The 23,543-nt window shown below is 72.5% G+C and carries 17 protein-coding genes; 5 read left to right on the top strand and 12 right to left on the bottom strand.

Annotated features, from left to right (window positions below):
* The 7 genes from MFF13_RS23390 to MFF13_RS23360 form a co-directional block, all read right to left on the bottom strand.
* Positions 1-496: cytochrome c oxidase subunit II (locus tag MFF13_RS23390; protein WP_505744304.1), on the bottom strand; the 496-nt coding region annotated here is incomplete at its 3' end.
* A 4-nt stretch (positions 497-500) separates the two neighbouring features.
* Positions 501-977, bottom strand: a complete 477-nt coding sequence (locus tag MFF13_RS23385) for a hypothetical protein (RefSeq protein ID WP_147752849.1) — start codon at positions 975-977, stop codon at positions 501-503.
* A complete protein-coding gene (locus MFF13_RS23380) occupies positions 974-2,059 on the bottom strand; it encodes a hypothetical protein (protein WP_147764176.1) in 1,086 nt (361 codons plus the stop codon). The genes MFF13_RS23385 and MFF13_RS23380 overlap by 4 nt, the downstream gene beginning before the upstream one ends.
* Positions 2,056-2,583 carry a c-type cytochrome gene (locus MFF13_RS23375; RefSeq protein ID WP_147764177.1) on the bottom strand — a complete coding sequence of 176 codons (528 nt, stop codon included), beginning with the start codon at positions 2,581-2,583 and terminating at the stop codon, positions 2,056-2,058. The genes MFF13_RS23380 and MFF13_RS23375 overlap by 4 nt, the downstream gene beginning before the upstream one ends.
* Positions 2,580-4,616, bottom strand: a complete 2,037-nt coding sequence (locus MFF13_RS23370) for a quinol:electron acceptor oxidoreductase subunit ActD (protein WP_147764178.1) — start codon at positions 4,614-4,616, stop codon at positions 2,580-2,582. The genes MFF13_RS23375 and MFF13_RS23370 overlap by 4 nt, the downstream gene beginning before the upstream one ends.
* A 4-nt stretch (positions 4,617-4,620) precedes the next feature.
* On the bottom strand, positions 4,621-7,563 hold the full coding sequence (locus MFF13_RS23365; protein WP_147831680.1) for a TAT-variant-translocated molybdopterin oxidoreductase: 2,943 nt from the start codon (positions 7,561-7,563) through the stop codon (positions 4,621-4,623).
* A gap of 16 nt (positions 7,564-7,579) precedes the next feature.
* Positions 7,580-8,239 (bottom strand): cytochrome c3 family protein, encoded by a 660-nt coding sequence (locus tag MFF13_RS23360; RefSeq protein ID WP_147752854.1) that lies wholly within the window; start codon positions 8,237-8,239, stop codon positions 7,580-7,582.
* A gap of 352 nt (positions 8,240-8,591) precedes the next feature.
* Here MFF13_RS23360 and MFF13_RS23355 point away from each other — a divergent pair, with 352 nt between their 5' ends.
* The 3 genes from MFF13_RS23355 (at position 8,592) to MFF13_RS23345 (ending at position 13,565) form a co-directional block, all read left to right on the top strand.
* On the top strand, positions 8,592-11,165 hold the full coding sequence (locus tag MFF13_RS23355) for an ABC transporter ATP-binding protein/permease (RefSeq protein ID WP_147764180.1): 2,574 nt from the start codon (positions 8,592-8,594) through the stop codon (positions 11,163-11,165).
* Positions 11,166-11,272: 107 nt separating this feature from the next.
* Positions 11,273-12,463 (top strand): L,D-transpeptidase family protein, encoded by a 1,191-nt coding sequence (locus MFF13_RS23350; RefSeq protein WP_238273062.1) that lies wholly within the window; start codon positions 11,273-11,275, stop codon positions 12,461-12,463.
* Between the two features lie 205 nt (positions 12,464-12,668).
* Entirely contained in the window at positions 12,669-13,565 is an 897-nt protein-coding gene (locus MFF13_RS23345) for an MBL fold metallo-hydrolase (protein WP_147754333.1), read from the top strand.
* A gap of 11 nt (positions 13,566-13,576) precedes the next feature.
* On the opposite strand, the gene MFF13_RS23340 is transcribed toward MFF13_RS23345, so the two are convergent.
* Together MFF13_RS23340 and MFF13_RS23335 are read right to left on the bottom strand one after the other, a co-directional pair.
* A complete protein-coding gene (locus MFF13_RS23340) occupies positions 13,577-13,765 on the bottom strand; it encodes a hypothetical protein (RefSeq protein WP_147764340.1) in 189 nt (62 codons plus the stop codon).
* 94 nt (positions 13,766-13,859) lie between these two features.
* Positions 13,860-14,528 carry a DJ-1/PfpI family protein gene (locus MFF13_RS23335; RefSeq protein ID WP_147764343.1) on the bottom strand — a complete coding sequence of 223 codons (669 nt, stop codon included), beginning with the start codon at positions 14,526-14,528 and terminating at the stop codon, positions 13,860-13,862.
* Between the two features lie 314 nt (positions 14,529-14,842).
* Here MFF13_RS23335 and MFF13_RS23330 point away from each other — a divergent pair, with 314 nt between their 5' ends.
* Positions 14,843-16,339 carry a carboxypeptidase M32 gene (locus MFF13_RS23330; RefSeq protein WP_147764339.1) on the top strand — a complete coding sequence of 499 codons (1,497 nt, stop codon included), beginning with the start codon at positions 14,843-14,845 and terminating at the stop codon, positions 16,337-16,339.
* Here the strand turns inward: MFF13_RS23330 and MFF13_RS23325 are convergent.
* Both MFF13_RS23325 and MFF13_RS23320 read right to left on the bottom strand, forming a co-directional pair.
* Positions 16,326-19,802 (bottom strand): YhaN family protein, encoded by a 3,477-nt coding sequence (locus tag MFF13_RS23325; protein ID WP_147764338.1) that lies wholly within the window; start codon positions 19,800-19,802, stop codon positions 16,326-16,328. The genes MFF13_RS23330 and MFF13_RS23325 overlap by 14 nt on opposite strands.
* Before the next feature lie 88 nt (positions 19,803-19,890).
* Positions 19,891-21,126: a metallophosphoesterase family protein gene (locus MFF13_RS23320; RefSeq protein WP_238273061.1), complete on the bottom strand. Its 1,236-nt coding sequence runs from the start codon at positions 21,124-21,126 to the stop codon at positions 19,891-19,893.
* Positions 21,127-21,361: 235 nt separating this feature from the next.
* On the opposite strand from MFF13_RS23320, the gene MFF13_RS23315 reads away from it, so the two are divergent.
* Positions 21,362-22,189 carry an endonuclease/exonuclease/phosphatase family protein gene (locus tag MFF13_RS23315; RefSeq protein ID WP_238273060.1) on the top strand — a complete coding sequence of 276 codons (828 nt, stop codon included), beginning with the start codon at positions 21,362-21,364 and terminating at the stop codon, positions 22,187-22,189.
* Here MFF13_RS23315 and MFF13_RS23310 read toward each other — a convergent pair.
* Positions 22,107-23,543 (bottom strand): phospholipase D-like domain-containing protein, encoded by a 1,437-nt coding sequence (locus MFF13_RS23310; RefSeq protein ID WP_147764336.1) that lies wholly within the window; start codon positions 23,541-23,543, stop codon positions 22,107-22,109. The two genes, MFF13_RS23315 and MFF13_RS23310, sit on opposite strands and share 83 nt — an antisense overlap.

Genomic DNA, 23,543 nt, shown 5'->3' with positions numbered 1-23,543 from the left:
ATCCACGCCCTCTACCTGCCGGCGCTGCGGATGCAGATGGCGGCAGGTAGAGGGCGTGGATCACGTCCTGGCTGATGATCCGCAGCTTGACCGGCTGACCCATCGGCACGTGCAGGTCGTTGATCTCGGATTGTCCGGTGGGATGCTGGAACTTCCACATCCATTGCCGGCCGATCGCCTCGATCACCATCGCGTCCGGCGGTGGGTTCTTCGACATGACGAAGAGTCGCGCGCCCCAGACGAAGAAGATCAGCGTCAGCAGGAACGGGATCAGCATCCAGCTGATCTCGATCAGATTCGAGCGGATGCCGCTGGTGTCGCGGTTCGCCTCCTGCCCGTCGCGGTAGCGGATGGCGAACCACGTGATCGCCAGGAACACCGGCACGGTCAGCACCAGGGTGAGTACCGTGAAGGCGAGGATCAGGTAGTCGGTCTCGACCGCGACGGCGGAGGCCGCGGCCGGCCAAAGCTCGAGGGCTGCGTGCGTCGGCGTCATCGGCTCAAGGGTCCAGCGTTCGGCCGACCGTCAGGGCCATGGCCCGGTCGATCGGGATGCGCGCACGCTGGCGCGAGGCGTCGAGGAAGGCGTAGCCGTCGAGCCGCCGGTTCTCCGCCGCACGCTCGGCGTCGAGGTCGGCATAGGGGTCGGCCTGCAGGTTCGGCGGTGGCGGCACGAGCCGCGAGGTCTGCTGCGCCGTCAGCTTCGGCAGGGCTTGGCGCTGGTCCGCGGCCACGAAGGTCCTCAGCCACACCATCCCACCGATCACGACCAACGCGGTGACCATGAGCCCAGCCATCACCCGAGCGGTGTTGCCGACGTTGACGTCGGAAACCTCGTAGCCCGGCCCGCCGGAGGACTCGTCCTTCTCGGATGACTGCCGCGGCCTGGACGCGGCGGCTGGCCCGCGCAGACCCGACAGGCCGGCGATGATCGTCGAGACGAAGCCGTAGCGTCGTTGCGTCCGGTCGGTGCTCATGCGGCGGCGCTCCGGCGGCGTCGGGGCGAAGCGAGCGGCACCAAGCGTCGGACGAGCGGACGCAGCGCGAGGCCGAGGCACCCGACGGCCACCGCGGCGAAGACATCGCTCATGCGGATCACGAAGCGGTCGCGCAGGGCGGGCGTCACGAACCAGAACATCTCGACGGCGTGGAGCACGACCGTCAGGGCCGCGAGAACCCGCGTCGTCGGGCGTCCCGGGCGGAGCGTCGCCAACGCGCCGAGCAGCACCACGGCGCCGCCGAAGCCGGCGAAGGCGCGTCCGAGCCAGCCGCCGCGAGCGAAGTACCACATCACCTCCTGCGGCAGGTTCGCAGACCACACGATCAAGAACTGCACGAAGTGCAGGAAGGCCCACAGGCTCAGCAGGACGACGAGCGGCACCAGCCGGTCCTGCCCCGGGACCGCGCGTCCGCGCCCGATCGGAGCGGGCTCCTCGGGCGCCAGCAGGATCGCCGCCGCCAGCGCGAGCCCGCTCCAGGCCGTCAGCACGAGGAGGCCTTCGAGGCTGGAGCCGAGTCGATGATCGAGCGATCCGACCAGATCGGTGACGGCGAGGGTGCCGACGACCGCGTGCAGGGCGACGCTAGAAACCGTGCGTCCGTCGGCGCGATCCTCCGCCGGCACCACGAAGCGGGCGGCGAGCCAGACCCATGCTGCGAGGTACGCGACCACGCGCAGGGCGAAGAGCGGAACCGTGAACCAGACCGCCGCCAACGGCGTTTCCGGGGCGGCGTCGGTCCAGGGATAGATCCGTCCGATGCCGACCAGAATGGGAATGCCCAGGATGGCGGCGACCGGCATCAGCGCGACGAGCCGGCGCAGGGCCTTCGACAGCTCGCCCTCGCCGTGGTCGTGCCGGCGCAAGCCGAAGCGCTCCAGCACGATGGCGATCGGAAGCGCGCCCACCGGCAGGGCGAGCAGCGCCAGCCAGGCCGCGAGGTAGGACGCCGCCGCCCCGCGCCAGCCGGCCGTCAGCACGGTGAGGACCAACGCCCCGAGGCCGAGGAGCAGCGCGCCGACGGGGTTGCGGCCCGCGGCCGCGGCGTTCCGGGCGTTCATCGCGACGCCTCCAGCTTCGCCCGGTCCTCGGGCGGCAGGGCCGCCACGGCGGCATCCTGGCTGCGCTGCAGGGCGCGGACGTAGGCGACGATCGCCCAGCGATCCGCGGAGGGGATCATCTGGCCCATCCCGTACATCGCCCGGTGCCCCTGCGAGATCGCCCGGTAGAGGTCGTCCGCCGACGCCTGGCGCAGGCGTTCCGTGGTGAGCTGACCGGCGGAGGGGAAACCGCGCGCGACGATCATCCCGCGGCCGTCGCCGGAGGCGCCGTGGCAGGGCGTGCAGAAGATGCCGTAGCGCTCCCGACCGCGCGTCAACAGGCTCTCCGTGATGGTCGCCGGCTGGGGCGCCGCCTTGGCCGGATCGTTTCGCGGCACGGTGCCCGCCACCGGTTGCCGCATCGTCATCCCTTGCGGGAAGAAGTTGTTCTTGTCCCAGGTCCTGGCGCTGGGCTGCTCGGCCATGTTGGCTTCGCCGCAAGCCGCGAGCGGTGCGAGGGCGAGCAGGGCGAGGAGCCGTCTCATCGCGGCACCCGCCGGATGTCGAGAGGGCGCCCGGCCTCCGCGGGCAGCGCCGCGAGCTTGCGCACGATGCGGTCGGCGTCGAAGCGTTCGCCCCGGGCTTCCGCGGAGAGGAAGTAGCGGTCGTCGGTCGCCCGCAGGAAGCCGGGAATGTTGAACGCCGGATGGTTCAGCCGCGGCAGGCGGTTCAGGATCAGCAAGGCGAGGTGGACGGCGATCGTCCCGCTCATCATCGCGAAGGACAGGCTCGGCACGACGAAGGACGGCCACGAGAAGCGCGGGCGCCCGCCGATCAGGAACACGTAGTCGTAGGCGGTCGCGTAGACGCACATGCCGTAGAAGGCGGCGCCGCCGGCGAGCGCGCCCAAGATCGCGTAGGCCCGGATCGAGCGGCCTGCGATGCCGAGCGTCCGGACCACGCGCGGCATCGGCACCGGGCCGTGGGCGCTGAGGTGGACGTGCGACGCGTCGAGTCCGGACAACGCGCTTACCGCCGCCGCGAGGTCGGCTTCCGAGGCGAAGGCGGCGCTGACGCCCCAAAGCGGCGCGTCCTGCGCTTCGTCGCGCTCTTCGGCGAGCGGTCGCATCTCGGACTCTCGCACGGGCTTTCGCTCGGCCGCAGCCGCGGTCGGCGTCACGGCGAGCGCCAGGCGCCGGCTTTCGGTGATCGAGACCGCCGGCAGGTAGCGCAGGAACAGCAGCAGGAGGGTGAGGAACAGCCCGACGGACCCCGCGAAGGTGGCAACGCCCCAGATCGTCTCGCTGTAGGCGAGGCGCGACGAGGGGAGGAAGTCCTGGGCCAGGGTCACCACGAGCACCATCACGTGGTCGGCGTAGGCGCCGACCGCGACGAGGAGGCCGATCGCGGCGACGGCGAGCGTCGACCGGCGCATGCGGGCCGACCAGAAGGCCTGGGCCGGGATCAGCAGGCAGGCCACGACGGTCCAGAACGCCCAGGCGTGCTCCCCCGTCATCCGCCGGACCAGCACGCCACGTTCACGCGCGTCGCCATGCAGGAACGTCGAGAAGAACTCGGTCGCGTAGCAGTAGAGGCTGGCGCATCCGAGGCACAGCATCAGCCGGGCGAGGATTTCGAGGTGGCGGTCCGAGATCAACCCGTCGAGGCGGTAGACCGAGCGTACGAGCACCACCACCGCGGCGGTGACGCCGACGCCCGAGAACACCGCGTTGACCAGGAAGGTCACCGGCAGGATCGTGTCGTGCCAACCGGGCATCACCGAGCCCGCGAGCATCACCGAAGCACCGGTCTGCAACGAGACAACCAACAGGACGCCGAGCAGCGCGATCGTACGGTAGGCCTGGACCCAGAGCTGCCAATGCGCCGCCGACCCGCGCCATCCGGATGCGACGATCCCGTAGGCCCGCGCCTTCAGCAAAGCACGCTTCCGGGAACGGCCGTGCGCCTTCTCCTGAGCCAGCGCATCCTCGACGGCGCGGTCGCGCAGCGATGCGAGATCGGGCAGCAGCCCGATGTACCAGAGGCTCACGCAGACCACGAGGTAGGACACGATGTCGATCGCGTCCCAAAGGAGCGGCGAGCGGAACTGCGGCCAGAGGGCGTAGGTATTCGGGTAGGGCAGGTTCCAGAAGAAGAACCACGGCCGCCCGAGATGGATGATCGGGTAGAGTCCGGCGGCGCAGGTGCAGAGCAGGGCGACCGTCTCGGCGACCCGGTTGACGGCGCCGCGCCACTCCGCGCCGAGCAGCAGAAGCACCGCCGAGACGAGCAGGCTTCCGCTGGCGACACCGATCCACCAATCGTAGCTCGCGATGTCCAGCGCCCAGACGACGGCGTTGTTGTTGCCCCAGATGCCGACGCCGGTGAAGAGCAGGTAGGCGAGCACGCCGCCGAACAGCCCGAGCAGGGCGAGCGCGCCGGCGAAGGCGATCCACCAGCGCCGGTTCGACGGATGCGTCAGCGGGACCTCCGCCACCGCACGGCCGATGCCGTGCAGCGTCGCGTCCTGCGCGATCAGGCCGGCACCGGAGGGTGGCTGGAGGATGGCGCCCGACATGCCGTCAGCCCTCCCTGGCCGCGGGCGCGAGGCTCGCGAGGTAGGTCGTCCGCGGGCGCGTGTTCAGGTCGCCGAGCAGGGCGTAATTGCGTCCGTCGCCCCGCGCCTTGTTAACTTGGCTTTCCGGATCGGACAGGTTCCCGAAGGTGATGGCGCGGGTCGGACAGGCGCCCTGGCAGGCGGTCTCGACGGTTCCGTCGGGGATCGGCGCGTGCGCGTCCTTGGCCGAGTCGATGCGGGCGGCGGCGATGCGCTGGACGCAGTAGGTGCACTTCTCCATCACGCCGCGGGCGCGAACCGTCACGTCCGGGTTGCGCTGCTGCTGGGCCACCGCGGGCATGTCGCCGGTGTAGTCGAGGTAGTTGAAGCGGCGGACCTTGTACGGGCAGTAGCTCTGGCACGTCCGGGTGCCGACGCAGCGGTTGTAGACCTGCAGGTTGAGGCCCTCGCTGTCGTGCAGCGTCGCCTCGACCGGGCAGCCGACCTCGCACGGCGCGTTCTCGCAATGCATGCAGGGCACCGGCTGGAAATGCGTGTCCGGCGCATCGAGATCGCCCGCGTAGTAGCGGTCGACCCGCAGCCAGCCCATCCAGCGGCCGCGCTCGACCTCCTCGCGCCCGACGACCGGGATGTTGTTCTCGGATTGGCAGGCTGTGATGCAGGCGTTGCAGCCGATGCAGGCGTCGAGGTCGATCGCCATCGCCCAGGCTGCGGTCGCGCCGCGCCCCGCAGCGGCGGGCTTGGGATAGAACGAGGCCAGTTCGTAGGCTTTGGTGTCGCCGACCGGCTCCGCGCCCTGACGCTGGACGCGGACGAGGTCCATGCCCTCCATCGTGCCGAGATCCTGCGTCGTCGCGGGCAGCCGGCGGCGGCCGGTCTTCTCCAGCGTCGCGCCCGCCAGCAGCCACGGGTCCATCGCCGGTCGCAGCGCGTTGGCGTCGTAGCCGAGGCCCCGCGAGAGGTGGTCGGGCACGTCGCGGCCGTAGCCGAGCGAGAGGCTGACCGTGTTCTCGGCTTGGCCCGGCGTGATCCAGGCCGGCCCCTCGATCGCGTGTCCGTCCGCCGCGATCCGCACGATGTCGCCGTTGGCGAGGCTGCGCCGCTCGGCGAGCTTCGGGCTGATGCCGACGACGTTCTCCCACACGATCTTGGTAAGCGGCTTCGGCAGTTCCTGCAGCCAGCCGAGGTCGGCCAGCGTCCCGTCCCAGACCGTCGGGTCCGGGCGGAACACCACCTCGATGGCATCGTCGCTTGACGGCGCCACGGTTGGCGCCGGCCCCGAGGCGGTCAACGCCATCGTTTCCGGCTTCGCGGCGCTGTCGGGCAGGAAGCCGCTGCGCAGGGCGTCCTCGAAGCGTGCCTGGAACGCGGTGTCGTCCTCCGATCCACCGCGCATCTGCCGCTTCAGCAGGTCGAGGCCGTTCGCGATCGTTCCACGATCGAGGAAGGCCAGCATCTCGTTCGCGGAGCGACCGTTGTAGAGCGGCGCGACCGTCGGCTGGACCAGGCTGACGGTGCCGTCGAGCGAGCGGGCGTCGCCCCAGGATTCGAGCGGATGCGCCAGCGGCAGGTGCCAGTCCGAATGGGCCGCGGTCTCGTCGTAGTAGAGCCCGGTGTGGATCTTGAGCGGCACGCGCTCCATCGCCTGCGCGAACCCCAGGGCGCCCGGCGCCTCGTAGACCGGGTTCACGCCGAGCACGATCAGGGTCTCGACCGAACCCTCCGCCATGGCCGTGCTGAGGTCGCGGAGCGCTCCGGCGCCGATCGCCTGGGCCGGCGCGGTGTGGCGGACCGTCGTGCCGGCATTCCCCAGCGCGCCGTTCAGCCGGTGGACGAGCGCGTGCAGCTCCGGCGACCCGCACAGGCCCGCTGTGACGATGCCGGCGCCGCGGGCTTCGTTCAGCGCCGCGAAGGCACGCTTCAGCCAGGCTTCGGAGGCGCCGTCGGCGGACGACGCCGAACCGCCCTCAGCGAGGCTCAGCAGGTCCCGCGCGAGCGCTTCCATGCGGGCTCCCGGGACCGCCACGGCGTAGTCGGCCTTGGCGCTCGTCAAGGTCGGCGTTGCCGCCGCGGCATGCAGGGTGAGGAGGTGGCCGGCCGCATAGGACGCCTTGCGCGCCTCGCTCCAGCGCCGCGACAGCCCGACCTGGCCGGGGCCGAGATCGAGGATGTCGCCGTCGAGCGCGACGATGGTCCGTGCGCTTGTAAAGTCGAGGAGCGTCTCGACCGGACGGCCGAAGGCGCGCTTGGCCCCGTCGTACAGGCTGTCGCGCGCGACGCCTGCGCTGACGTACCAGCGCATCGCCGGATAGGTCTCCCGCATCCGTGCGATCTCGGCCTGGAGCGACGGCGAGGTCACGGGACCGGTGAGGAGGGCGAGGCCTTCGCCGCCCTTGGCCTGCCAGACCGGCATCTGCGCGAGCATCGCGCCCTGGAACGCCGCCCAGGAACTCGGCCGCCCGATATGCTGGACGGCCTGCGAGCGGAACGGGTCGTAGAGGCCCAGCACCGAGGCCTGCGCCAGAATGTCGGTGCCGCCCCGACTCCAGGGATGGTCGGGGTTGCCCTCGATCTTCAGCGGCCGGCCGTTGCGGGTGGTGACGAGGATGCCGTTGGCGAACCCGTCGAACAGCGCCGACGAGGCGTAGCTCAAGGGGGCGCCGGGAACGATCCGCTCCGGCGCGTTGACGTAGGGCAGCTCGTTGTGGCGCCCGTCTCCGGAATCGCAGGCCGACAGGCCGGCGAGCGCGAAGGAGGCCGCCATCAGCTTCAGGAACCCGCGCCGCTCCGGCGCCGCGGCGAGCCGCGCGGCGGCCGGGAACTCGGCTTCGAGGTAGCTGCGGAACTCGGCGGTGTCGGCGACGGCGTCGAGGCTGCGCCAGAAGGAAGGCCCGTCGCCGGACGCGAGGCGGGCGCGGATCGCGCCGATGTCGTGGTGCCCGGTCATGTGCGGTCCGTCTCCATCAGCGATGACAGATCGCGCATTCGGTGAGGCGCTCACCTCCCTGAATGTGGTTCTTGGCGACGAGTTCCGGCCCGAGCGTCGCCTGGTTCGCGGGCGGCTTCCACGTCATGTTCCAGACCTGGTCCTGCGGGCGGACGTACTTCGCCGGGTCGCGGTGGCAATCGAGGCAGAACTGCATCTCGAAGGCGTTGGCGCGGTAGGTCATCTGCATGCTGGTGACGTCGCCGTGGCAGGTCGAGCAGCCGATCCCCTTCGTCACGTGCACGGAGTGGTTGTAGTAGACGTAGCTCGGCAGCTTGTTGAGGCGCACCCATTGCAGCGGCTCGTCGCGGGCGAAGCTGTCGCGCACCGGCTTGAGCATGTCCGACCCGGTCCAGATCTGCGAATGGCAGGTCATGCAGGTATGGGTCGGCGGGATGCCGGCGGTGGCCTGCGTCTCCACCGTGGTGTGACAGTAGCGGCAGTCGACCCCGAGCTCGCCCGAATGGTGCTTGTGGCTGAACGGCACCGGCTGGGCCGGCGCGATGCCGACGCCGGTGACGTAGTCCGATCGGACGATGCCCGCGGCGACGATCGGGATTCCGGCGAGGCACGCGACGCCGGTGAGCAGGGCGAGCCGATAGATCGCGTCGGCGCCGGGTGAGAACAGCTGCGCCATCAGCCCACGGCCCGCTGGGACCGGAACCGGTGGATGTCTTCGGTGGGTCGCGTCGCCAAGATGTCAGAACTCTGCGTTTCGATGCCCCCGAACCGCCGACGAAGCATGACCCGTTCCGCGGTGTCGATGCAATGCGACGCAGGTTCGCTCTTGCCCGATCGACGGTCGGCTCTATGGAAGAATTCCAAGCTGAACGACAGGGGGTGATTGGCCGCGTTCACCGGCTGAGCGGGTCGCGTGCGGTGGCGCGCTTTCCGCGGGCTCGAAGAGCGCCTATGCGCTCCGATGCGGCCTGCGATCAGGCGGCCGCTCGGGACAGCCGATGCGGACCCTTTCGACCACGTGAGCGGCCATGGAGCCTGATCCGATCGTCCTCGCCTGGCGTGCGGCGCGCGGGCGCCACGTCGCCGCGGTCGCGCTGGCGCTCGGCCTCGGCGGCCCGCTCTGCATCCTCGCGCTGCTCTGCCTGCGCGACCTCGTCCACACCCTCGGCCACGACGAGGCCACGGCTTTGGTGTTCCTGCGCGTCGCGATCCCCCGCGTCGCGGACGACCTCGTCCTGTTCCCGGGGTGGAGCCTGGCACCGCTCGACCTCGAGCGCGCCGCCTTCCTCGGCCTTTCGGCTTGCGCGATCGCGCTCGCAGGCCTCGGCTGGTTCGTCGCCGTCCTGTCCTTCTCGGCGCAGGGACGCGCCGTCTTCCGCCTGCGGGAGGCCGCGACCGCGGCGATCCTCGATGCGCCCCCGGGCGCCCGCGAGGAGGCGCGCGGCCTCGCCGGCCTCCTGGGGCAGACGCTCGGCCGGATCGACGGCCTGCTCGCCATCGGCATCCTCGTCCCGGCGATGGCGCTGGGCGCGATCCTCGTCGCCCTCGGCTTCGCGGCGCTCGCCGCGCCGCGCCTCGTCCCCGCCACGGCGGTGGGATTGTTCGCGGCTGCGCTGGCGCGCGAGCTGATCCTCCGCCGCTCGGCCGCGCGCGGCGCGCTCCGCCTGCGGTCGAGCGCGCTCGCCGAGCGGACGCTCGGGGACCTCGTACGGCGGATGCCGGCGGTGCGGATTCACGGCTCCGCGACCCTCGAGCGCGCCCGCATCGCCGAAAAGGCGGCGGCGACCCGCGCGGCCCTGGCCCGGGCCGAGGCGAAGCTCGCCTACGCCCGCGCGCCTTCGCTCGCCCTGGCCATCATCCTGCCGGCGTTGGCGGCCGGCGCCGCCCTGTGGCGCGGCGGCGGCGACGGCGCCCCGCCCGCCCGCGACGTCGACCCGGCCGCCCTGGTCGCGGCGGCGGGCGCGTTCGCGATCGCGGCGATCCTGATCGCCCTGTCGCTCAACCTCTGGCGGCTGCGCGAGGGCCTGAAGCCGGTCTTCGGCGAGACCGCCCGCACGATCGCGAGCCTGCAGGGCCGCCGTGGGCGAAAGGGCGGCCTCGCGGTGCCGCGCTCCGGCGACCTCGCTGCGCACGGCGTCGGCGCCTACGACGCCGCGACCGGCGAACGGCTTTCGGGCGTCGACCTCAACCTCGCGATGCCGTCCCACGTCGCGATCATCGGCGGCCGCGGAAGCGGCGCCCGGGTGCTTGCCGCGATCCTGGCGGGCCAGGTCGCGCCGACGGCGGGCAGCGTCACCTATGCCGGGCACGATCTCGGAGGGTTCGACGCCGCCGACCGCGCCCGGCGCATCGCGTTCGCGGCCGGCGAGGCGATCCTGGTCGAGGGCAGCTTGCGCGCCAACATCCTCTACGGCGCCGATCCCTCGGCAGCCCCCGACCAGCCCGCCTTCGTCGAGATCCTGCGGATCACCGGGCTCGACGCCTTCGCCTACGCCCGCGGCCTCCTCGGCCGGGTCGATCCCATTGCTGCGCCGGACTTCGCCCGCGCCCTGGTGGCCGCCCGCGCGACGATGCGGGCGGTGCTTCGGGCCGAGGGGGCCGAGCGCCTGGTCGAGCCGTTCGATCCCGCCCGCTACAACCATCAGGCGACGGTCGGCGAGAACATCCTGTTCGGCGAGCCGGTGGGCCCGACCTTCGCGCCCAAGCGCTTGGCGCGGCATCCCTACATGCGGGCGGTGCTGGAGGCGGAAGACCTCGTCCGCCCGCTCACCGAGATCGGCCTCGCCGTCGCGCGGAGCACCGTCGAGATCTTCGCCGAGCTGCCCAACGACCATCCGCTGTTCGATGCGTTCTCCCTCTTCCCGGCGGACGAGCGCGGCTACTTCGAGGATCTGGTGGTGCGCCAGCCGAGCGCGGTCGCCCTGCGTCGCGGCCCGGCGGGCCAGCGCGACCGCGAGCGGCTGATCGGTCTGGCGTTGCGCTACAGCGAAACCCGCCACCGCTTCGGCCTGATCGATCCGGCGTTCGAAGAGAGGCTCGTGGCCGCCCGCCAGTCCTTCGCGCGGATGCTGCCGTCGTATCTCGCCGCGGCTGTGGAGTTCTACGATCCGACGCGGATCAACCCGGCGGCCAGCGTCGAGGAGAACCTGCTGTTCGGCCGCGTCAGCCAGGGCGAGGCCGGCGCCGAGCCGCGGGTGCGCGCGATCGTCCGGCGGGTGCTGACCGAGGAGGGCCTGGAGGCCTCGGTCTACCGCCTCGGGCTCGAGAGCCGCGTCGAACCCGGCAGCGCCGGCACCGGCTCGGTCGCGGGCGAGGGCGCGATTCCGGTCGAGATGCGCATCGCGATCGACCTCGCCCGCTGCCTGATCCGCCAGCCCGACATCGTCGTGGTCGCGATCCTGCTCGACGAGCGCAAGCCCGCCGAGATCGCGGCGCGCATCACCCGCCTGCGCGCGGCCCGCGCCGGCCGCGGCCTCGTCGTCTGCGTCCCGGACGCCGCCGACCTCGCCGCCCTCGATCCCTTCGACGCGGTGATCGCCGTGGAGAACAGCACGGTGGTGCCGCTGCAGCCGGACGCAGCCCGCACGCTCGAGCCGGCGTGAAGCCATACGGGCGCCGTATTGGCCGCACAGGCTCGTCCCTGCGTGCCCGCCTCGTGCAGGGCCGCGTCGGCCGCGACGTCGCGCGCCCCTCCCGCCCCGGCCCCGCGATGCGTCCAGCCCGCCCCCTGAGAGGTCTCGTCGCGTCGGGGTTTTCCGTCGTGCTCGCCCTGTTGGTCGCGGGTCAGGCGTCGGCGCAGAACGCCAAGGCCGAGGCGCCGATCCCGGGCGCCACCCTCGCGCTGATGGCGGCCAAGGGCACGAGCCCGCAGGCTCCGGTGCTGTTCCGGGCCTACAAGAAGGAATCCGAGATCGAGGTGTGGAAGAAGGGGGCCGGCGGGCGCTTCGTCTACGTCAAGACGTTCCCGATCTGCCGTTGGTCGGGCCAGCTCGGGCCGAAGCGCAAGAGTGGCGACCGGCAGACGCCGGAGGGGTTCTACAGCGTGCCGCAGCGGCAGATGAACCCGAACTCGCACTACTACCTGTCCTTCGACGTCGGCTACCCGAACGCCTACGACCGGGCGCATGGCGGCACCGGCTCGGCGGTGATGGTCCACGGCGTATGCTCGTCGATGGGCTGCTTCGCGATGATGGACAACACCGTGGGCGAGATCTACGCGATCGCCCGCGACGCGCTGAAGGGCGGGCAGTCTGCGTTCCAGTTCCAGTCCTACCCGTTCCGGATGACCGCCGAGAACATGGCGCGCTACCGCACCGACCCGAACATCGCGTTCTGGCGCGAGCTGAAGGCGGGCGCCGACCGGTTCGAGGCCACGGGGGAGGAACTTCAGGTTTCCGTCGTGGGCGGGCGCTACGCCTTCGCGCCCTCGAAGGACTCAGGCAAGGAAGCCGCCGTCGCCACCCGGCGCGCCGCGGAGGAGGCGCGGATCGCCGCCCTCGTCGAGGACGGGGCGGCGGCGATGCGCACCACCTATTCCGACGGCGGCCAGCACGCCTTCTGGGCGGCGCTCGCCGCCAAGGGCACCTCGCTCGGCGAGGTCAGCCGGCCCGAGGCGCTGGCCTATGCCGGGCTGGAGACGGTGGTCATCCCGGCGAGGCGCCGCGCCCCGCCGGTGCCGGAGGCGACCTGGGCCGCCTGGGCCGCGCCAAGCTCGGCCCTGTCGCCGACCCGCATGGCCGGCTTCGTCCCGTCCTTCGAGCGCGGGCCCGATCCCTTCGGCGGCCTCGACGCCCGCTTCGAGGACCGGATCCCGCGCTTCGTCCGGGCCGGCTGGGCGGTCGATCCGGCGGGGCTCGGCCGCAGGGCGACCGGACCGCTCGCGCTCGCCGACCGGCCGTGAAATCCGAAACGCGAGGCGTGGATGGGACTTATCCCATGTGCGGGCTCGCACATCGCAGCCTGCGGGGCCCACCCATCTCAAACTCTGTCAGAGAGCGGCGATGAGGAAACCACCGTCCGCCCACCGCCTCGGTCGCATTGACGCCGGAGCGGAGAACGGTTCCAGATCGAAGTCGATCGGACCATCCGAACGAAAACGACCCGTGATGACGATGTCGAGAAGTCCTGTAACGGACGGCGGTCTCACGCTGCGCTTCTGGGGCGTGCGTGGTTCGACGCCGGTCTGCGGCCCGGAATACGTCGAGTTCGGCGGCAACACCCCGTGCCTCGAGGTGCGCTGCGGCGAGCGACTGTTCGTCGTCGACGCGGGCTCGGGCCTCTATAATTGCGGCCAGCACAACCGCCAGGACCTGCCGAAGGAGGTCGACCTCCTCTTCAGCCACCTGCATCTCGATCACACCGGCGGCCTGCCGTTCTTCAAGCCCGCGGTGTTCGACGCCGAGCGCACGATCAACACCTGGTGCGGCAACCTCGACGGGCAGTCGGCCGAGGACGCGCTCGGCCGCCTGTTCTCGCCGCCGCTCTTCCCGGTGACCCTCGACATCCTCCCGTGCACGCTGAAGCATCACGGCTTCCGCGCGGGCGAGACGCTGACCTTCGCCGACGGTGCGACCGTCGACACGATCCTGCTCAACCATCCCCAGGGCTCGGTCGGCTATCGCTTCGAGCATGGTGGCAAGCGGCTCTGCATCATCAGCGACATCGAGCACACCGACCCGTGGCCGGACGCCGCGCTGATGCGCTTCGTCGAGGGCGCCGACCTGATGGTCTACGACGGGATGTTCACCGACGGCGAATACCCGACCTGCCGCGGCTGGGGTCACTCGACCTGGCAGAAGGGCGTGGAGCTCGCCCAGGCCGCCGGCGTGAAGGCGCTGGCGATCATCCACCTGCACCCGTGCCATTCGGACACGACCCTGCTTTCGGTCGAGGCGGACATGCAGGCTGTGATGCCGACGGCCTACATCGCCCGCGAGCGCCAGCGCGTCGAGGTTGGCGCGACGCCCGCGATCCGTCGCGAGCCGCTGATCCGCATCGCCTGACGGCATCCGGTTCACGCGCTCGCGCGCGGCCGCCGACGCTGAAGGTAGGCGAAGAAGCCGAACAGCGCGACGCCGATGATCACGCCGCTCCAGCCGTAATTCGTGAGCAGCTGTCCGTCGACCGGGTGCCCGATCAGGCCCATCGCCACCAGCAGGCCGAGCGCCGCGATCGCGGCCGAAACGAGCATTCCGAGCGTCATGGGGGCTTCTCGCGGAGCGGTTCCAGGTGGTCGGGTGCGCGACCGCTTCGTTGGCGAGAATGCGCCCCCGCCGCCCCCGTTCCGGGCCGCCCGTTCACGGAGGCGTGCGTGACCGGTCGCGGGCCGCCGCCAGCGCGCCCGCGACGAGGGGGGCGAGGATCGCGTCCGCCGCTTGGGTGATCGCCGGCCCGGCCGCGGCCGGGCTGCCGGCGTCGAAGGGCGGGCGCGGCGCGTATTCCGCCACGAGCTGGCTGGTGCGGGCGTAGTCCGCGCCGCGCAGCCTCGCCGCCAGCGCGAGGGCGAAATCGAGCCCGGCCGAGATGCCGGCCGCGGTGACGCGGTTCCGATCGAACACCACCCGTTCGTCCACCGGCACGGCGCCGAGCAGGGGTAGGACGGCGTCGCGCACGCACCAGTGCGAGGTCGCGCGGTATCCGGCGAGCAAGCCCGCCGCGCCCAGGATCAGCGAGCCGGTGCAGACGCTGGTGACCCAGGCGGCGCGCCCGGCGCGGTCGCGCAGGAAGGCGAGGGTCGCCAAGTCGCGCATCTGGTCGGGCGTGCCGTCGCCCCCGGGCACGAACAGCACGTCGAGGTCGCGCGGGCAGGTCTCGAAATCCGCGGTGGCGACGAGGGCGAGCCCGGTATCGCTCGCGACGGGACCGGCGGCCCGCGCCACGAGATCCAGGCTGCCGGGCGCGAGGCCTGAAAGGATCTCCTGCGGGCCGACCACGTCGAGCGCGGTCATGCCCGGATAGAGCAGCATGGCGATCCGCACCGGCCCGTCCTTCGCGACGGACCTGGGTTCGGTCGCGGCGTGGGCGACGGGGCCTCCGACGAGGGCGGTGGAGGCCAGGGCTGCGGCGACGAAGGCACGGCGATCCACCACTCTGCTCCGGTCCCACGGCGCCCTCGGCGCGTCGCGACGATATGGGGCGCTCCCTGCGAAAGGCGCGGGCTCGCGCCGATCTCCGATCTCTAGGCGGGGTGTTCCCGGTGGCGCCCGGCGCCTATGACGAAGGCCGCCATCCCAGCCGGCCGCTCGCGAGGCCGGCGCGCCAACGCAGAGGCTCGCGCATCGTGAACGCCTATTCCGGTCTCGAACGCCGCTTCGCCCGCCTCGACGCGATCGGTGACGCCGCCGGCATCCTCGGCTGGGATTCCCAGACGTTGATGCCGGACGGCGCCGCCGACGGCCGCGCCGACCAGCTCGCGACCTTGCGCGGCCTCGCCCACGAGATCCTGACCGCACCCGAGACCGCCGACGCGCTCTCCGCCGCCGGCGAGCAGGGGCTCGATCCGTGGCAGGCGGAAAACCTCGCCGAGATGCGCCGCGTCCACGCCCACGCCGCCTCGGTGCCGGGCGACCTCGTCGAGGCGAGTTCGCGCGCGACCTCGAAGGCCGAGATGGTCTGGCGCGAGGCCCGCGCGCAGTCGGATTTCGGCCTGCTGCTGCCGCATCTCTCCGAGGTGCTGCGGCTCCAGCGCGAGATCGGGGCGATCAAGGGGGCGGCGCTCGGGCTCGGGACCTACGACGCGCTGCTCGACGAGTACGATCCCGGCATGCGCCGCGCGACCATCGACCCGCTCTTCGCCGAGCTGCGCACCCGGCTGCCCGGGCTGGTGGCGGCGGCCCGGGAGCGGCAGGCGGGCGAGCCCGCGCCGCTGCCGCTGGACGGCCCGTTCCCGGTGGACGCGCAGAAGCGGATCGGGCTGGCGCTGATGCGGGCGCTCGGGTTCGACTTCACCCGCGGGCGCCTCGACATCAGCCTGCATCCGTTCTGCGGCGGCGCCACGGACGACGTGCGGATCACCACCCGTTACGACGAGGCCGACTTCGGGCGGGCGTTGATGGGCGTGCTGCACGAGACCGGCCATGCGCTCTACGAGCAGGGCCGCCCGGCCGCATGGCGCAACCAGCCCGTCGGCAAGGCGCGCGGCATGAGCCTGCACGAGAGCCAATCGCTGATCGTCGAGATGCAGGCCTGCCGCAGCCGCGAATTCTTCGCGTTCCTGGCGCCCCTGGTGCGGGCGGAGTTCGGCCGCGACGGCGCCGCCTTCACGGCCGAGAACCTCCACCGCCTGCACACGCGGGTCGAGCCCGGCTTCATCCGGGTGGATGCCGACGAGGCGACCTATCCGGCCCACATCCTGCTGCGCTACGACCTCGAATCCGCGCTGATCGCCGGCGACCTCGCACTGGCCGACCTGCCGGGCGCGTTCAACGACGGCATGCGCCGCCTGCTCGGCCTCACCGTTCCGAACGACCGCCTCGGCTGCCTGCAGGACATCCACTGGCCGAGCGGCGCCTGGGGCTACTTCCCGACCTACACCCTCGGGGCGATGGCCGCCGCCCAGCTCTTCGCCGCGGCCAAGCGCGCCGAGCCGGGAATCTTGCCGGGCCTCGCCACGGGCGACTTCGCGCCGCTGCGGGGCTGGCTGCGCACGCACGTCCACGAACACGGCAGCCGGCTCCCCACCGACACGCTGCTCGAGCGGGCGACCGGCTCTCCGCTCGGGACGGAGGCCTACCTCGCCCACCTCGAGGCGCGCTACGGGCGCCCTACAGCGGAATGATGTCCACGGCCGAGCCGAGGCGTGCCTGCGCCAGGTCGGCCACGTGCCGGTGGTGGGTGAACAGGATCGGCTGCACCGTGCCGCCGATCGCTGCCAGCGCTTCGAGGCCGTGCCCGGTGCGCGCGTCGTCGAAGGTCGAGAACAGGTCGTCGCCGATGAACGGCGCCGGCTCTGCCTTGCCCGCGTAATCCTCCAGGTAGGCCAGGCGCAGGGCGAGGTAGAGCTGGTCGCGGGTGCCCTCGCTGAGACCCTGGACGTGGATCGTCTCGCCGCCCGCGCGGCGCGCCACGATCAGCGCCTTGTCGGCCTCGTCGTAATCCTGCGCGAGGCCGGAGAACGCGCCTCCGGTGAGCGCCGCCATGATCCCGCCGGCGCGGGCCAGCAGCGGGTCCTGCTGCCCGGTCCGCTGGCGGGCGATCGCGGTGCCGAGCATCAGGCTCGCGAGCTTCAGGACCGCCCATTGCCGGGCGCTGCCCTGTAGCTCGGCCTCGGCGGCCTTCTTCTGCGCCAGCGCCAGCTCGGCGCCGGTGCCGCCCTCCAGGGCCTCCCGCCGACGCTCGTTCCGGTCGCGCTCGGCGAAGGCCGTCTTGCCGCGCTGGTCGAGGTCCTCGTCCTCCATCGCCAGACGGCGCAGCCCCGCCTCGATCGCGTCCGGATCGATGGCGGCGAGATCCGCGCGCAGCGTCTCCTCGGGGATGCCGTCGGCGGCGCGGGCCAGCTCGGCGCGGCGCGCCTGCGCCTCGGCCCGCAACGCGCGCCGGGCGACGAGGCGCCCGTGCAGGGCCTCGACCACGTCCTGCGCTTCGGCCGAGAGGTCGGGAACCGTGTCGGCGAGAAGCCGCGCGAGCAATGCGAGCGCGTCGTCGCGCGCGCGCATCGCCGCCCCGGCCTCCCGTTCCGCCTCGTCGCGCCGCTTGGCGAGCTCGCGGCGGCGGGTCTCGCTCGCCTGCGCCTCCTGCAGCCGCTTCTGCAGGCTGCGGATGGCGGCGCTCGGCTGGATGTGGGCGAGGTCGGGCGCCAGCTCCGCGATCAGCGGCGTCACCGCGGCCCGGTAGGCCTCCATGTCGCGGCCGATGCCGGCGACCCGCGCGCGGCGGTTCTCGCGCTCGGCGAGCACGTTCGGCACCGCCTGCCAGGCGGCGAGCGCGCGGGTCGCCATCTCGGTCCCGGCCTCGCCGTCGAGCCCGATCGCGCCGACCGCCTCGGCCCAGGCGCTGCGCCAGGCGGCCTGCTTCGTCCTGGCGTCGGATAGGCTCGCCGTGAACCGCGCGATCCCGACCGCGGCGGCGCCGATCCGCGCGTTCGCCTCGCGGGTCGCCTCCCAGCGGGACGCGATGCCTGCGACGCGCTCCTCGATGCGGGCGAGGATCAGCCCCACGTCGAGGCCGGCGAGGTCCGCCAGCTCGGCGCGGGCGGCCAGGTCCAGCAGCGGCGCCCGCGAAGCCTCGATGCGCTCTGTGCGCAGCGCCCGGTCGATGCGCCGCTCGTCGAGGGCGCCCTTGGCCTCGATCAGGGTTTCGGCTTCCCCGAGCCAGGTCGTCATCTCCGCTGGCGTCGCGGCGGCGATGCCGGCCGGGCGCCAGAGGTCGGCCCAGGCGGCCAAGCCCTCGGCGGCCTCGGCTTCGATCTCGGCCAGGATCTCGTCCGCAGCCGCGGACTCGGCCATCTCGGCGTCGAGGCGCTGGCCGTCGGCGGCGTGCTCGGCGACGCGGGCGGCGTCGGCGGCGAGCTCGTCGGCGAGACGGTCGGCGGCCTGGGCCAGGCGCTCGTAGGCTGCGACCTCGCCCGGCGGGCGCCGAACGCCGTCGCTCAGCGCTTCGCGGAGGGGCGCGAAGGCCGCGTCGCGCTCGGCCCGGAGCGCCGACAGGTCGGCGCGGGTCGCGATCGGCCGTCCGGCCTCGCGTTCGCGCAGGCGTGCTTGGCGTGCCGCGACCTGGCGCCTCGCGGCGTCGCGGCGTTCCACGGCCAGCGCGCGCTCGCGCTCCTTGCCGTCGAGCAGGGCTCGGAAGCGGGCGACCGTCTCGACCGTCGGCAGGGGCGCGTCGGCCAGGGCCGCGACGTCGGCGACCGGCGGCGACAGGCGGGCCGCCTGGCCGCGCAGCACCTGCTCGGCGCGCCGCACGGTGGCGTCGAGGGCGTCGCGCTCGACGATCGCGGTGCGGATCGCCACCAGCGGCCGCAACGCCTCGCGGAACGGAGCCGGGTCGACGGGGGTGCCGCCCTCGGCCACGTCGCGCAGCAGGCCCTCGTGCTCGGCGCGGGCCGCGCCGAGGTCGCGCTCCAGGCGGGCGATGGCGGCGGCGTCCTCCTGCCCGTCGCGGATCAGCGCCTCGACCCGGGCGCGCTCGGCGTCCGAGGGTTGGCGCCGCGTCAGCGCCTCCACGTCGGGGAGGCCGACCCGGACGGCGAGCCGGGCGAGTTCGGCGTCGAACTGGTCGGCCTCGCCCTGGATGCGCGGCAGGTCGGCCCCGTTCTTGTCGAAGCGGTCGATCCCGCGAAAACCTTCCAGGATCTCCTCGGCGCGCCCGACGAGCCCGGCGTCGACCGCCACCGCCGCGAAGGCCGCCCGCGCCGCGTCCGCGGCCGCATCGATGCGCACGGCCTCCGCCTGACGGCCGCGGAGCGCCGCGCAGGCTTCGCCCAGGCGCTCGACCCAGGCGTCGGGGACCTCGACCAGATCGGGTTCGGCGCCGTCCCGCGCCGCGAGCGCGTCGATCTCGGCGATCAGCGGGCCGACGCGCCTGAGCCGCGCGAGCCGCGCCTGCTCGGCGGCGATCCGCATGCGCTCGGCCTTGATCGCGTCCAGCGACGCCCCGGCCGCGGCGATGCCCTCGTTGAGCTCGCGCCAGTCGCCGGCGCGCAACCCCGTCTCGCGGATCGCCTTGCGGGCTTCGTCGTAGCGGTCGAACGCCTGGTAGAAGCTGCGGTCCTGGCGCTTGCGCGGTCCGTAGATCCGGTCGGACTCGGCCTCCAGGCTCTTCTGCAGGTCGCTGTAGCCGCGCAGGCCCGAGGCCGCCGCGAACAGGCTGGCGCCGAGCTCGCCTTCGGCCAGCAGCATCTCCCTGGCCCCCTCGCGCAGGCTGTTCGCGTCGAGGCCGAAGGCGCGGCAGAACACCTCGCGGGTCAGGCCCCCGAGGAAGGGGGCGAGCGCCGCCTCCGGCAGGGCGGCGTCGTCGGCGTCGACCAGGGTGTTGCGGTTGCCCTTGCGGCGTCGGAACGCCAGCCGGCCGCCGTCGGCGCTGCCGATCTCGGCGCCGATCCGCAATTGCGGCATCTCGTGGAGGAAGGCGTAGGCCGTGCGCGTCTCGATGCCGAACAGCAGGTCCGTCACCGCGGCGAGCGCCGAGGATTTTCCGGCTTCGTTCGGCCCGAGCACGACGTGCAGGCGCGCGTCCGCACGGAATTCGACCCGCCGCCCGGTGAAGGGTCCGTAGCGTTCGAGGTCGAGGCTCAAGAGGCGCATGGGTGTCTCCGCTCCGCCGAGACCGGGCGCAAGTTCGGTGGGGGCGCCGGGCTCGGCATGCGCGCCAAGCTCGGCATGCGCGCCAGGCTCAGCATGCGCGTTTGGTGAGGCGGCCGAGGATCATCGCCTCGGCCTCGGCGCAGAGGGTGTCGAGGTCGCCGGCCATGTCGCCGTCCTCGGTCGCCGGCATCTTCGCGGCGATCTCGGCGAGCGCCGCCGTCGCGCGGGCGCGGAACTCGGGGTCGCGGTCGATCTCGGCGAGCAGCGTCGCCGGGTCGATGGCGTCGACGACATTCTCGCGCGGGCCGCCGCTCGGGCGGGCGGTCTCGATCTTCAGCTTCTCCAGCCAGATGTCCTCGTGGACGCGGTCGGCGGCGGCCTGGATCTCCGCGGTGAGGGTTTCGCGGTCGGCCGCGAGCCGGTCGTGGGCGGCGGTGGTCCCGGTGAGGTGCACCCGCACCGCGAGCAGGCGGCCCTCCGCCAGCGCCGCCAGCGGACGCATCGCCGCCTCGACCAGCGCCACCGCCTGCGCCTCGGTCTCGGCCTCGTCGACGGCGACGGAGAGGTTGTGGAACCGGGCGTGGTCGACGATCAGGCGGCGCACGCCCGCCACCTGCCCGTCGGAGACCTCGACGGCGACGGCGCCCTTGGGCCCGCATTCGCGGATGCTGCGGCCCTGGAGGTTGCCGGGGAACAGGATCCAAGGATCCTGCGACAGCTCGGTGTAGTCGTGGATGTGGCCGAGCGCCCAGTAATCGTAGCCGCGCGCCCGCAGGTCCGCGACCGAGCACGGCGCGTAGGTCGCGTGCTGGGCGTGGCCGGTGCAGGAGGTGTGCAGCACCCCGACGTTGAACCAGCCCGGCACGGCGGCCGGGTAGGACAGCGACAGGTTCTCGTCGACCGCCCGGTTCGGAAAGCTCTGGCCGTGCAGGGCGACCTTCAGCGCGTCGAGCCGTATGGTCTCCGGCTTCTTGGTCGAGAAGGTGCGGACCGCCTCCGGCAGGGTGATCGCCTTGGTGATCACGCTCTCGGCGTCGTGGTTGCCGCGCACCAGCACCACCGGGATGCCGGCGCGGTCGAGCCGCGCGACCTGGCGGGCGAAGAACAGGCCGATCGAGTGGTCGGCCCAATCGCCGTCGTAGACGTCGCCGGCCACGATCAGGAACGCGACGCGGGCCTCGATTGCGTGGCTGACGAGGTCCTCGAACGCCCGGCGCCCGGCCGAGGCGAAGCGCTGGGCGATCTCGGCATTCCGCGCGCCGAGCCCGGCGAGCGGGCTGCCGAGATGCAGGTCGGCGGCGTGGATGAACGTGAAACGCGTCATGGATTCCAAAGATCTGGAGCGCCGTCTGGAGCGCCCCCTTGCGGCCTCGGTCCGGTCGAGATGGGTTCTGGGCGCTTGCGGCGCACGGCTCAAGGGTGGAGGAGCGTTGCGTCAACAGGGCAACGGGATCGTGGGTCGCGCGTTGGGAGGCGGGCGAAACCCGCCCGGTCCCATCCCGGTCTCGCGCCTGCCCCAGGCTGTCGGAAGAGCGCGGTCAGGAGCACGAACGGCCCGCATGGCGACATCCCAGGTCTCATCCCAAGCCTCATCCCAGGTCTCATCCCAGGTCTCTTCGGCCCCCCTCGGCCTCGATTCCGTCGCGCCGGCGCCGCTCCGACAGGCGGATGCCGCGGCGGCGTCGCGCAAGGTCGTCAGCTGGAACCTGCTGCGCCGCACCGGCGCGGCGGTCGAGGACGTGGTCGCGCTGATCGAGCAGGAGCGGCCGGACCTGCTGCTGATGCAGGAAGCCACCCGCGAGATCGCCGGGATCACCGAACGGGTCGGCGGGTCCTACGCCTGGGTGCCGCTGCCCGGCCGCATCCACGGGCTGGCGATGTGGTGCCCGACGCCGTGGGCGACGAACCCGGCCGTGGTCACGCTGCCGTCCGGCGCGGTGGTCCACCGGGTCTGCCAGGTGCTCGATTTCGGCGACTTCGGCGTGGCCAACGTCCACCTCTCGCACGGCCAGATGCTGAACCGGCGCCAGCTCCGCCGCATCGTCGGCATGCTGCCCGAGCGCTCGGCGATCCTGGGCGACTACAACATCGTCGGGCCGGCGCTGCTGCCGGGCTTCCGCGACGTGGGGCCGCGCCGGCCGACCCATGCCATGGTCGAGATGGTGCCGCTGCGCCTCGACCGATGCCTGGTGCGCGGCCTCGTCTGCCGCGAGCACGCGGTGCTGCCGCGCGGGCCTTCCGACCACCGGCCCATCGTCGTCCACCTCAGCCCGGCCCCGCCCGGCGAGGCCCCGCGCCTTCGCTTCAGAGGTATGGCAGCAGCAGTCGCACGCCTGCGTCGCGCAAACGGACCGGCAAGGCCCGCGCGTCGATCGCCTCCATCGTGAGCGGCGTCTCCATCTTGGCGCGGATGAACGTCTCGAGCTGAGCGGCGAGCGCCGCGTCGTGGATCTCGACGTTGAGCTCGAAGTTCAGGCGGAAGCTGCGCATGTCCCAATTCGCGCTGCCGACGAAGCACCAGGCCCCGTCCACCACCATCGCCTTGGAATGGTCGAAGGGCGGCTCGTCGAGCCAGATCCGCACGCCGTTGCGGATCAGCGGCGCGACGTGCGCCCGCGTCGCCCAATCGATGAAATGGTGGTCGCTGACCCGCGGGATGACGATGTCCACCGTGATCCCGCGCTGGCTCGCGAGGATGAGGGCGTTCATCACCACCTCGTCCGGCAGGAAGTAGGGGGTGACGAAGCGGACCGAGCTGCGGGCGCAGGCCAGCGCCTGGAGGATCACGAACTCGATCTTCTCGACGTCCGCGTCGGGCCCGGAGAGGACGACCCGGGCGATGGAGTCGCCCACGGGTTGCAGGTCCGGGAACCAGTCAGGCCCTTCGAGCACGCCGCCGTCCGCGAAGGCCCAGTCGGCGCTGAAGGCGAGCATCAGCTGCTCGACCACCGGGCCGGCGACGTGGAAGTGCGTGTCGCGGATCGGGTGGTCGGGGCGGGTCCGCAGGCGGTTCGGCTGCGAGATGTTGAGGCCGCCGGTGAAGGCCTCGCGCCCGTCGAGGATCAGCAGCTTCTTGTGGGTGCGCAGGTTCAGGAACGGCATGCGCCAGGGCAAGCCGGAATGCATGAACAGGGCGGCCGGCACCCCCGAAGCCCGCAACCGTCGAAAGGCCGCCGCGCGGAAATAGCCGCCGCCGATGCCGTCGATGATCACCCGCACGGCCACGCCGCGGTCCTGCGCCGCCTTCAGCGCCGCGCAGAAGGTCCGCCCGGTGGGGTCGTCGCGGAAGATGTAGCTCGACAGGGCGATGCTCGACCGCGCCCGGTCGATCGCGCCGAGCATCACCGGGTAGGCGGCGTCGCCGTTGCGAAACAGGCGCAGTGTGTTGCCGGCCAAAGCCGGCAGGCCGGTGATCCGGCGCACCGCCTTGTCCAGCGGCCACATCACCTCGGGGACGATGGCGTCCTCGGTGTTCGGCGCGCCCGGCGCCGCGGAGGGCTTCGACTGGAACTTGCGTGCGCGGCGCTCGACCCGGTTGATCCCGAACAGGAGGTACAGGGCCGTCCCGAACACCGGCGAGAGCCACGCCAGCCCGATCCAGCCGACCGCGACGCTGACCCGGCGCTTGCGCAGGAGCGCATGCACGGTGACGCCGAGCGCCAGCGCGGTCCCGACGACGGCCGCCACGTCGGCTCGCAGGTGGGCGGTGGCTTGCAGCCACCGGATCAACGCGTCTTCCAA

The organism is Methylobacterium cerastii, from assembly GCF_022179125.1.
Taxonomy (GTDB): Bacteria; Pseudomonadota; Alphaproteobacteria; order Rhizobiales; family Beijerinckiaceae; genus Methylobacterium; species Methylobacterium cerastii.
This window is presented reverse-complemented; position numbering and strand designations above follow the sequence as displayed.